The sequence below is a fragment of the Flavonifractor sp. An4 genome, from assembly GCF_002161755.1.
Taxonomy (GTDB): domain Bacteria; phylum Bacillota; class Clostridia; order Oscillospirales; family Oscillospiraceae; genus Flavonifractor; species Flavonifractor avicola.
In genome coordinates this window covers 24641-36309 of record NZ_NFIL01000028.1, presented here as the reverse complement: position 1 = coordinate 36309, position 11669 = coordinate 24641, and the positions used below count along the sequence as shown (strand labels likewise).

Sequence of the window (11669 nt, the reverse complement as noted above, 5' to 3'; positions counted from 1 at the left end):
GGCTTGGTGTGGGGGTGGGCTGCACAGACGGCTGGGGGGTATTGTTATCGGGATAGAGCTGCTTCATATAGGCGTTGTATCGGCTGCGCATGGGGTCCTGGGCATACTGGATGAACTCGCTGCCCAACCGCTCCTGTCCGTTGGTGATGCGGATCAGGGTGCCGTAGTTGGTAGGGGTATAGCTGTAGCGCAGGCCGAAGTAGGAACACACCGACGCCAGCGGCACAAAGATCCAGCCATTGCGGGACACAGCCCGCATCTCCAGCTGCTGGCCGGACCGGTCCACGCAGGTACCGGCGTTCAGGTCAAAGGTGAGGGTACCGCTGAGACTGTACAGCATGAAGCTGTTCCCACTGTCCCCCTGGATCTGTCCGTAGGACACCCCCAGGTTGACCCCGGTGGCCGTCCAGTCAAACGCGATACAGGGGACGTACAGGGAGCCGCCGATCCAGGTGGGCATAGCCTCCAGCGGCAAGGTAAGCATCTGGTCGTTCTCCGCCATCAGGTAGATCTCCACCGTATCTGCCTTGGCGGTGCTCACCAGCCCCGGCCCCAGCACCAGTACCGCCGCGCACAGCAGGGTAAGCAATCGCTTTTTCCAGCCCATGTCCGTCCCCTCCTTTCCGTATGTATCTTCTGACGGCATTATACCATGGCTGCAAGCCGCTCCGGCTTGCGCGCCGCAGAGCGGCGAAAACCGGCTCAGCCGGTTTCGGCCATGGTGTAACAAGCGCAGTGCGCGGCGTTTCGCCGCGCCCAGCCGCCTGAAAGGCGGCCCCAAACAGCCCAGCTGTTTGGGCTGCGGTTATTATAGCATGGTTTTCTCCCCCGGTAAAGCCGCCGCTTGCACCAAAAGCATAGGGCTGGTATAATGTTGCCGGTTTTAATGGGATTTTAAGACAGCCTAAATACCCTCTTTACCGGCCCCGGGGTATACTGGTACTGTTGAAAGGATGTGTTCCCATGGATGTCACATTGGAATTGGTGGAACAGCTGCGGAAACGGGCCGATGTGTCCTACGAGGAGGCCAGGGCGGTGCTGGAGGAGACGGGCGGCGATCTGCTGGCCGCCCTGATCCTGCTGGAGCAGCGGGGCAAGATCCGCTCGGACGGCGGACAGAGCGCCCGTTACTCCACCCGCCCCGGCAGTGAACAGACTACTCCCCCGCCCAACCAGGGTCCTGCTCGACCTGAGGCCTCCGCCGGTCAGAGCGGCTGGGACAGCTTTGTGGGTTTTCTGCGGCGCTGCGTCACCAACCGGTTTGAGGTATGGCGGTGGGGGGAGCCCATTGTTTCCATTCCACTGCTGATTTTTATTCTTCTGGTGCTGCTGGCCTTCTGGATCTCGGTACCCCTGCTTATTATAGGGCTCATTATGGGCTGCCGGTACCGGTTTGCTGGTCCCGATCTGGACGGCAATGAGGTGAGCCAGGCGGTTAATCACGCCGCCGACACGGTCAGCGACGCGGTGGGGCGGGCCAAGGCCCAGGCAGAGCAGGCCGCCCACAAGAACCAATCCAAGCAATGAGGTGATGTGCCATGGAGGAGCGTATCCTGCTGGTGGAGGATGAGGAAAAGTTGGCCCGCATGGTGGAGCTGGAGCTGAATTACGAGGGCTACCAGGTGGAAAAGGCCTTTGACGGCCGGACGGGACTGGAGCTGGCTCTGTCCGGGCGGTTCGACCTGGTGCTGCTGGACATCATGCTGCCCGCCCTCTCCGGCATGGAGGTGCTCCGCCGCCTGCGCCGGGAGAGCCAGGTGCCCGTCATCATGCTCACCGCCCGGGACACGGTGGTGGACAAGGTGTCCGGCCTGGACATGGGGGCGGACGACTATGTCACCAAGCCCTTTGCCACCGAGGAACTGTTGGCCCGTATCCGGGCCGCCCTGCGGAAGCGGCCCGCTCGGACCGAGCCGGACAACAGGCTATCCGCCGGGCCCCTGGTCATGGATCTGGACCGGCATCTGGTGTCGGTGAATGGCCAGAACGTGGCCCTCACCCGCCGGGAGTTCGACCTGCTGCGCTGCTTGCTGGAGCACAAGGAAAAGGTCCTCTCCCGGGAGGAACTGCTGGAGCAGGTGTGGGGCTTTGACTTCATGGGCGAGACCAATACCGTGGACGTATACATCCGCTTTCTGCGGACTAAGCTGGACGAAGCGTTCCACATCAAGCTGATCCACACCGTCCGGGGTGTGGGCTATGTCATTCGGGAGGGATTGGAATGAAGGTTTCCGCCATCGTCTATACCAGTAACACCGGCTTTACTGCCCAGTATGCCACTCTGCTCTCCCACCAGACCGGCCTGCCCCTCCACCAGTTAAAGGAGTGCACGCTCCCCCAGGGGACTCAGGTACTCTATTTGGGCTGGCTGTGCGCCGGGAAGGTCCAGGGTCTGAAAAAGGCCGCCGCTCGGTACCAGGTGGAGGCCGTTTGTGCTGTGGGCATGGCGCCGGAGTGCGATCCGGCCAAGCTGGTCGGTGACAACCACTGTAACGGACTGCCTCTCTTCTATTTGCGGGGCGGCTATTCCCCCGCTCGGGTCCGGGGAAAATATAAAATGATGATGACCATGATGAAGGCCATTCTGTCCAAAAAGACCGATCCCCAGTCCCGTGAAGCCCTGGAGGCCATGGAACGGGGCGCCGACTGGGTAAGCGTCCCCCAGCTGGAGCCAGTGCTGAACTGGCTCCGGGGTTAAGGCCATGGCTGCCAGAACTTCCCGGCCCACCGGCCCCATCAAGTCCTCCATCGTGGCCCGGCTCAATGCCCGGCTCTTTTTCCGGCTGCTGGGGATCTATCTGCTGCTGGATATCCTGCTCATCCTGCTGTTCTGGGGCGGCCTCATTGTCTGGTCCGACCGGCAGGCAGCGGAACTGAAGGCTCTGGCGGAAAAACAGGGCGCCCCCTCGGAGGAGGCCGCGGCATGGATGTCCGCCGGCAGCTATTCCGTAGCGGAAGCGGAAGGGGACCCCAACGGTATCCTGCTCCCCCACTGGCTTCCCTCCCCCCAGGCACTTGAGGGGGACCAGCGCTGGTTTGATCCAGGAACGGTACATCTCATTCCCCTGATGATTTTCTCCACCGGCGGCCCCACCAGCTACACCCTGGTGACCCAGGTTCAGGGGCAGGAATTGGCCATCACTCTGGATCTGTCCCGCCCCGCCGCCCTCTTTGTCTTTGCCGGGCGGGTGGTGCTGATCTGCCAGCTGGTCAGTCTGGTGCTCAACCTGTTCAAAAACGCCGGCACCATCCGCCGCACCCTGCGGCCCATTCAGGATCTGGCCGCCGCAGCTACCCGGCTGGGCGGCTCCATGTCGCCGGAGGAGCTCCAGGCCCTGGCCGGAGAGCTGGATGAGATCAACGCCAGCCACCTGGACCGGCGTATCCCGGTGACCGGCGCCCAAAAGGAGCTGAAGGCGCTGGCTCAGGCCATCAACGCCATGCTGGACCGGATCAACGAGGCCTACCGCTCCCAGACCCGCTTTGTCTCCGATGCCAGCCATGAGCTGCGTACCCCCATCGCCGTGATCCAGGGCTACGCCAGCCTGCTGGACCGGTGGGGCAAGGACGACCCTGCCACCCGGCAGGAGGCCATCGACGCCATCCGTCAGGAGGCTGACTCCATGAAGCAGCTGGTGGAACAGCTGCTGTTTCTGGCCCGGGGGGACAACGACTCCGTTCCCTTCCATCCCCAGCTGTGCGACCTGTCCGAGCTGGCCGCCGAGGTGCTGCGGGAGACCCAGATGCTGGACCACACCCATCAGTTGGAGGGGAAATGGCTGTGTGCCGTGCCGGTGGTGGCCGACGAGGGGCTCATTAAGCAGGCCCTGCGCATCCTGGTGGACAACGCACTGAAATACACCCCCGCCGGGGGGTGCATCACCCTGTCGGTCCAGGGGAAGGACGGCCTGGCCCGGCTGACGGTGGCCGACCAGGGCCAGGGCATTGACGCCCAAAGCCTGCCCCATATCTTTGACCGTTTCTACCGCACCGACGAGAGCCGGGCCCGGCAGACCGGCGGCGCCGGGCTGGGTCTGTCCATTGCCAAGTGGATCGCCGACCGCCACGGCGGCTGGTTTGAGGTGGTGTCCTGGCCGGGGGTGGGTACCCGCTTTACGCTGGTGCTGCCCCTGGATTCCATGGACGCCCCCGCCGCCCCAGCCTGAAAGGAATCTCGAATGCCCCCGCCGGAGCGGGGGCGTTTTTTTACAGAAACATGGGAACTTTTTGTCAGCCGCCACCGTCCAATAGAGCGATCACAAAACAGAAAAGGAGAATCCACCTATGAACCATCGTTTTCTCGCCCTGGCTCTGGCCGGGACGCTGACCCTTGGTATGCTGACCGCCTGCGGCGGCGGCGGCAGCACTTCCGAGACTCCTAACACCGTCACGACTCCCCCCGTGGCCGAGAGCGTCACTCCATCCCCCGAGAACTCCGCCCCTATTACTGAGGAGAGCCCCGACGCCCTGCCTGAGAGCTCCGCTCCTGTGGAGGAGAGCACTGAGCCCTCCGCCGAGCCCTCTGCTCAGCCTACTGCTAAGCCTACCACCAAGCCTACCGCTACCCCCAAGCCCACTAACAAGCCCACCGCTACTCCCAAGCCCACGGTGAACCCCACTCCCACGCCGGAGAGCAAGCCCCAGACCAGCGCCGTCCAGTCCACCTGGAATGACATCTCCAAGCTGAGCCTGCCCAACCTGACCGCCATGGACGACGCCACCCTCTCCGCCATGTACGGCATCAGCGCCTCCGACCTGGAGGAGTATGTGTGCATGATGCCCCTCATGGGCGTTCACTCCACCGAGTTTTTCATCGCCAAGGTAAAGGACGGCAAGATGGACACTGTGAAGGCAGGCATTGCCAAGCGGCAGGCCGATCTGGACGCCCAGTGGTCCCAGTATCTGCCCGAGCAGTATGAACTGGTACAGAACTACAAACTGGTCACCAACGGCAACTATGTGCTCTTCGCCATCAGCGAGTATGCCGATGATGCGGTCACCATTTTCAACAGCTACACAAAATAATCCGCATTTTTGGGTAGAATAGAAGTTGCACTCTGGTGCCGTACCCATTATAATCATTTCAGCGCCCGGCAGGGCAAGCCTGCCGGGCATCTTTCCTGAAATCTACAAAGAGAAGGTGAGCAGTTGGTCTTTTCCAGTTTGTATTTCTTGTTTCTATATCTACCCATTGTATTATTAGTCTATTACATTACCCCTCTGAAATGGCGCAACCTGTGGCTGCTGGTGGTCAATCTGGTCTTTTACGGCTGGGGCGAACCCAAGTATATCCTGCTGATGATCTTCACCATCGTGCTGGACTACTTCTGCGGCCTGATCGTGGCCCGGCGAAAATTGCAAGGCGACGACAAGGGCGCCCGGATCGCCGTAGCGGTGGCGCTGGTCCTCAATCTGGCTATCCTGTTCTTCTTTAAGTACTGGGATTTGGTAGCCAGAACCTTCCAGCATTTCGGCGTTGGTATGCCGGTGCTCAACCTGACGCTGCCCATCGGCATCTCCTTCTACACCTTCCAGACCATGACCTACCCGGTGGACATTTACCGTGGAGACGCGGAGGTGCAGAAAAGCATTGTCAGTTTCGGTACCTTCGTTACCCTCTTCCCCCAGCTCATTGCCGGTCCCATTATCAAGTACAAAGAGCTGGCCGACCAGATGACCTACCGCACCCACTCCCCGGAGCAGTTTGCCTCCGGCGTGCAGGTGTTTGTGGTGGGTCTGGCCAAGAAGGTGCTGCTGGCCAACAACATCGGCAAGCTGTGGGACGTCTATCTGGCTCTGCCCACCGACCAGCTCACCGTCTCCGGCGCCTGGCTGGGCGTGGTGGCCTTCTCCCTTCAGCTGTACTTTGACTTCTCCGGCTATTCCGACATGGCCGTGGGCCTGGGCCGGATGCTGGGCTTCGAGTTCCTGCGGAACTTCAATTACCCCTATATCTCCAAGTCGGTCACCGAGTTCTGGCGCCGGTGGCACATCTCCCTGGGCTCCTGGTTCCGGGAATATCTGTATATCCCCCTGGGCGGTAACCGGGTGAAAAAGCCCCGGCTGTTTTTCAACCTACTGGTCGTTTGGGCCGCCACCGGCATCTGGCACGGCGCCAGCTGGAATTTCCTGATCTGGGGCCTCTACTTTGCCGCCCTCATCATTCTGGAGAAGGCCTTCCTGGGCAAGCTGCTGGAGAAGTGTCCCGCTGTGGTACAGCACATTTACACTCTGTTCCTGGTGCTGGTCAGCTGGGCCATCTTTGCCGTGGAGGATTTCGGTCACATGGGCGTCTACCTGTCTGCCATGTTTGGCTTTGCTCCAGCCGGTCTGGCCTCCCCCAGCGTGGCGTACTACTTCACCTCTTTCCTGCCCATGCTGATCATCGGCGCCGTGGCCGCCACTCCGCTGGCTACCAAGCTGTGGAAAAAGCTGCCGGAGAAGCCCATGAAAGTGGTGCTGCCGGTGGTGTTGCTGGCCGGTCTGATTCTTTCCACCGCCTATCTGGTGGACGCCACCTACAATCCCTTCCTCTATTTCCGCTTCTGATTGGAGGTTCTGATTATGTCGAAAAAATACTGCATCTTCATCAGCGCTCTGTTCTGTGCCTTTATCGGTCTGTTCCTGGTGGCCAACGCCGCTACTCCTAGCCGGGAGTTCTCCGAAATGGAGAACCGCAATCTGGAACAGATGCCCAAGCTGTCTGTGGACAGCTTGTTGAGCGGTCAGTTCATGAAGGACTTTGAGACCTACACCACCGACCAGTTTGTGGGCCGGGACCTGTGGATTGCCCTGAAGTCCTCCAGCGAGCGGATCCTGGGCAAGCACGAGAACAACGATGTCTATTTCTGCGATCAGGACACCCTCATTACCCGGTTTGACCAGCCCGATGCCGCCAAGGTATCGGAGAATGTAAATTATGTGAACAGCTTTGTGGAAAATGTGGATATCCCGGTAACTTTCTCTCTCATTCCCACCCAGGCCTGCATCTGGGCCGGCCGGCTGCCCAACGGGGCCCCCAATGCCAGCCAGACCGACCTGCTGGACCAGGCCAAGGCGGCTGTACCCGGCGCCACCTGGGCGGATCTGTACAGCCCCCTGTGGGAGCACAAGGATGAGAGCATCTTCTACCGCACTGACCACCACTGGACCAGCCTGGGCGCATACTACGGCTACACCGGCCTGGCAGATGCCTTGGGCTACACTCCCGTGCCCCTGGATGCCTACACCGAGACCATCCGCTCCACTGAGTTCTACGGCACGGTATTCTCCTCCTCCGGCGTGCGCTGGGTGAGCCCCGACACCATCTCCACCTATGTGCCCGACACCGGCATTACCGTCACCAGCTACACCTATGACAGCACCGGCAACCAGGTGGAGGTGCCCCGCTCCCTGTACGACACCTCCTTCCTTTCCGTGAAGGATAAGTACTCCATGTTCCTGGGCGGCAACCAGTCTCTTGGCGTGGTTAAGACTCCCAATACCGACAAGCCTAAGCTGCTCATCATCCGGGACTCCTACGCCGACTCCCTGGTGCCCTTCCTCACCCCCCACTTCTCCGAGATCCACCTGATCGACCTGCGCTACTACAAGCTGTCCATCGCTGACTACATCCAGCAGAACGGCATCGATCAGGCTCTGGTCCTCTACAGCGTCCCCAACTTTGTCACCGACACCAACCTGTTCTGGATCACCCGCTGAGCAACCAAAAAGTCCGGCCCCCAAGGGGCCGGACTTTTTTTGCTTTGGACTTACCCGCGCTGCGTCAGGTCTCCATAAACGAAAGGCCGGCCCTCTGTGAGGGCCGGCCTTTTATCTTCCTTCCCCTTCCACCGGTAAGGAATCAGTCGCGCTGAGAGTGGATATTCATAGAGTGGTTGACCTTGCCGATGACAACCAGCACCACCACCATGGAGACCACAGCAATCAGCAGGTTCAGGATCATGTTCTGGACGAAAGCAGCCAGAATGTAGTTGACGAAGCAGACCGCCGCCACGGTAACCGCGTAGGGCAGCTGAGTGGCCACGTGATTCAGGTGGTAGCACTGAGCGCCGGAGGAGGCCATGATGGTGGTATCGGAGATGGGAGAGCAGTGGTCGCCCATAACCGCGCCGCCCAGAGTGGCAGCGATGGCGATCATCAGCATCTCGTTGCCGTTGATCAGATCGGCAGTCAGATCGGCAGCCGCCACGCCGCCGGAGAACACCGGGATGACGATGGGCAGCAGGATGGTGAAGGTACCCCAGGAGGTGCCGGTAGCGAAGCCCAGAAACGCGGCGATAATGAACACCACGGCGGGCAGGAAGTTGTGCAGGCTGTCGCCGAAGCCGGAGACGATGTCAGCCACGAAGTCGGGAGCGCCCAGAGCCTTGGTCACGTCGCCGATGGTCCAGGCCAGGCAGAGGATCAGGATGGCGGGCACCATCTGCTTGAAGCCATCAGGCAGGCAGTCCATCAGTTCGGTGAACTTCATGGAGCGGCGCACCATAAAGAAAATCATAGTGAAGATCAGGGCAATCAGAGAACCCAGAGGCAGAGCAGAGAAAGCATCGGTGTTGGCGAAAGCGCTGATAAGGTCGGTGCCGCCGCTCTGATAGCCCACATAGATCATGGCGCCCACGCAGCAGGCTACCAGCACGATCACGGGGATCACCAGGTCGATGACCTTTCCGTTCGGATTGAACTTCATTTCCTCCACACCGGCGAAAGGACGCTCGGGGGTGGTGTACAGGTCGCCCTTGGCGGCGTTGTCCTCGTGCTTCTTCATGGGACCGTAGTCGATGTTCAGGCTGGTCATAACCACGATAAACACCAGGGTCAGAATGGCATAATAGTTATAGGGAATGGCCTTCAGGAAAATCTGAAAGCCCAGTTCGTCGTTGCCAATGATACCGGTGACGGCCGCGGCCCAGGAGGACACGGGCATCATGATACACACGGGAGCGGCAGTGGCGTCGCACATATAGGACAGCTTGGCCCGGGAGATGTGGTGGCCGTCGGTGACGGGACGCATCACGTTACCGGTAGTCAGATTGTTGAAGTAGTCGTCCACGCCCAGCACGATGGCCAGGATGAAGGCGGACCACAGAGCGCCGGATTTGGTCTTGATGTGCTTGACGGCCCAGTCGCCATAGGCCTTGGAACCGCCGGCCCGGATCATCAGGGCCACCATGGTGCCCAGAATGACCAGGAACATCAGGATGCCCATGTTGCCGCCGGCATTGCCGCACAGGCGGGACACGAAATCCTGAAGGGCGTCAATGGGATTGCCGTTGGTGAACAGCAGGCAGCCCACAATAATGCCCAGAAACAGAGAAGAATACACTTCCTTGGTAATGAGTGCCAGGACGATGGCTACCACGGGAGGCAGCAGGGATGCAATGGTGCCCCAAGCCGCGATTTGAGCGGTGGAATCGCCTTCGGCGAAAGCCGCCGTTGCCAGGATGCAAATCAGGGTAAACAGGGTCAGCAGAATCTTGCCAGACCGTTTGATACGCGGTGAATTCATATCAGCCCTCCTAATAAGATCGGTGAATCCTAAAGCTCCCCAACCCAAGGACTCGAAAGGTATCATAACAAAATTGTTATTAAATTGACAATGTTTTTTTGATATTTTGCATATTTTTGTAGAGGCTCACAGAAAGATGTATGTATTTTTGGGCATATAATCTATATACTTTTCTTTTTTATTCCATTTTATTCCTATAAAATCCTTTTCTGAAGGGCAGAAACATCCTTTCCTCTTGGGTGTTTGATCGGAACCGCGCATCAGTTTGCACTTTTAAACCTATTTGGTTTGTTTTTCTGGTCTTTTGCAGCAAAAAATCACCCCCGCCGTACAAACGGTGGGGGTGATTTTTACCGTATGGAACTGCCGGCGTTACGCTCAATCCCGCTGAGAGTGGCGGTTCATGGAGTGGTTGAGCTTGCCTACCACCAGCATAAAGCCCACAGTGGAGGCCACGGCAATGAGCAGGCAGACGACCTGAGGCACATAATCGATAATCAGGCCGGTGATAATGTAGTTGACGAAGCCGATGGCGGCCACGGTGACCGCGTAAGGCATCTGGGTAGCCACGTGATTCAGGTGGTAGCACTGCGCACCGGTGGATGCCATAATGGTGGTGTCGGAGATGGGAGAGCAGTGGTCGCCCATAACCGCGCCGCCCAGAGTGGCGCCGATGCCCACCATCAGGATGGGCACTTCGTCCAGGGTTTCGGCGGTCAGGTTGGCGAAGCCGCCGGGGGTGAAGATCTCCAGCACGATGGGCAGCAGGATGCCGAAGGTACCCCAGGAGGTGCCGGTGGCGAAGCCCAGGAAGCAGGCAATGAGGAAGACCACGGCGGGCAGGAAGTTGTGCAGGCCAGGGCCAAGGATTTCCACGAACTCAGCCACGAACTGGGGCGCGCCCAGGCCATCCCGGGTGACGCCGCTGATGGTCCAGGCCATGCAGAGGATCAGGATGGCAGGCACCATCTGCTTGAAACCTTCAGGCAGGCAGTCCATCAACTCGGTAAACTTCATGGAGCGGCGGACAGCAAAGTAGATCATATTGATGACCAGAGCGATGGTGGCGCCGAAGGGCAGGCCGAAGAAGGCATCGGTGTTGGCGAACATATCCAAGATACCCTCGCCGCCGCCCAGCCAGCCGGCATAAAGCAAGCCGCCCACGCAGCAGACGATGAGGATGACCACGGGGATCACCAGGTCGATGACCTTTCCGTTGGGATTGAACTTCATTTCGGCGGCATCGGCATAGGGCCGCTCGGGGGTGGTATACAGGTCGCCCTTGGCGGCGTTGTCCTCATGCTTCTTCATGGGACCGTAGTCGATATTCAGAGCGGTCATCATGATGATAAACACCATGGTAAGGACGGCATAGTAGTTGTAGGGGATGGCCCGCAGGAAGATCTGGAAGCCCAGCTCCTCGTTGTTGATAACGCCGGTGACAGCCGCGGCCCAGGAGGAGACGGGCATCATGATACACACGGGAGCGGCGGTGGCGTCGCACATATAGGACAGCTTGGCCCGGGAGATGTGGTGGCCATCGGCGACGGGACGCATCACGTTACCGGTGGTCAGGTTGTTGAAGTAGTCGTCCACGCCCAGCACGATGGCCAGGATGAAGGTGGACCACAGAGCGCCGGATTTGGTCTTGATGTGCTTGACGGCCCAGTCGCCATAGGCCTTGGAGCCGCCGGCTCGGATCATCAGGGCCACCATGGTGCCCAGAATGACCAGGAAGATGAGGATACCTGCGTTACCGCCGATGTTGCCCATAAATCCGTTGACCAGATGGTCAATGGTAAGCACCACATCGAAGTCGGCCTGCAGCAGGAAACCTACCACGATACCGATGAACAGGGACGAGTAGACTTCCTTCGTGATCAGTGCCAGAACAATTGCGACAACAGGCGGCAACAGGGACCAGGCGGTACCGAAGAATTTGCTCTGGACCTCTTCGCCTTCTGCGAAGGCGACCGTCATCAGAACACAGGCCAAGGCAAAGACGACCAGCAGAATTCTTCCGAAGCGTTGCATTCGTGGTGAGTTCATAATAACCCTCCCTTATAATTTCGAATCCCAAAAGCCTCCCCAACCCTAGGATTCGTACCCTATGATACACCATCATTCACAATTTGGCAATACTTTTTCGGCAGATTTAACA

9 protein-coding genes and 1 pseudogene are annotated in these 11669 nt (G+C 59.3%); 7 read left to right on the top strand and 3 right to left on the bottom strand.

The window, feature by feature from the left end:
• A pseudogene (locus tag B5F94_RS11985) lies at positions 1–607 on the bottom strand (hypothetical protein); the annotation flags it as partial.
• A 356-nt stretch (positions 608–963) separates the two neighbouring features.
• On the opposite strand from B5F94_RS11985, the gene B5F94_RS11980 reads away from it, so the two are divergent.
• From B5F94_RS11980 to B5F94_RS11950, 7 genes are all read left to right on the top strand, one after another.
• The gene (locus tag B5F94_RS11980) at positions 964–1527 is read left to right on the top strand and encodes a hypothetical protein (RefSeq protein ID WP_087330398.1); all 564 of its coding nucleotides are present in this window, start codon (positions 964–966) and stop codon (positions 1525–1527) included.
• Between the two features lie 11 nt (positions 1528–1538).
• Entirely contained in the window at positions 1539–2225 is a 687-nt protein-coding gene (locus B5F94_RS11975) for a response regulator transcription factor (protein ID WP_087330396.1), read from the top strand.
• Complete coding sequence (locus B5F94_RS11970; RefSeq protein ID WP_087330394.1) at positions 2222–2698, top strand: hypothetical protein; 477 nt, start codon at positions 2222–2224, stop codon at positions 2696–2698. Before B5F94_RS11975 ends, B5F94_RS11970 begins: the two co-directional genes overlap by 4 nt.
• 4 nt (positions 2699–2702) lie before the next feature.
• Positions 2703–4166, top strand: coding sequence for a sensor histidine kinase (locus B5F94_RS11965; RefSeq protein WP_087330392.1), 1464 nt, complete (start codon positions 2703–2705; stop codon positions 4164–4166).
• Positions 4167–4284: 118 nt separating this feature from the next.
• The gene (locus B5F94_RS11960; RefSeq protein WP_087330390.1) at positions 4285–5025 is read left to right on the top strand and encodes a DUF4358 domain-containing protein; all 741 of its coding nucleotides are present in this window, start codon (positions 4285–4287) and stop codon (positions 5023–5025) included.
• 123 nt (positions 5026–5148) lie between these two features.
• Positions 5149–6549, top strand: a complete 1401-nt coding sequence (locus B5F94_RS11955; RefSeq protein WP_087270137.1) for an MBOAT family O-acyltransferase — start codon at positions 5149–5151, stop codon at positions 6547–6549.
• 15 nt (positions 6550–6564) lie between these two features.
• The gene (locus B5F94_RS11950) at positions 6565–7701 is read left to right on the top strand and encodes a DHHW family protein (protein ID WP_087330388.1); all 1137 of its coding nucleotides are present in this window, start codon (positions 6565–6567) and stop codon (positions 7699–7701) included.
• A 142-nt stretch (positions 7702–7843) separates the two neighbouring features.
• On the opposite strand, the gene B5F94_RS11945 is transcribed toward B5F94_RS11950, so the two are convergent.
• Both B5F94_RS11945 and B5F94_RS11940 read right to left on the bottom strand, forming a co-directional pair.
• Entirely contained in the window at positions 7844–9508 is a 1665-nt protein-coding gene (locus B5F94_RS11945; RefSeq protein WP_087330386.1) for a Na+/H+ antiporter NhaC family protein, read from the bottom strand.
• A 378-nt stretch (positions 9509–9886) separates the two neighbouring features.
• Complete coding sequence (locus B5F94_RS11940) at positions 9887–11557, bottom strand: Na+/H+ antiporter NhaC family protein (protein ID WP_087270127.1); 1671 nt, start codon at positions 11555–11557, stop codon at positions 9887–9889.
• Positions 11558–11669: the final 112 nt, after the last annotated feature.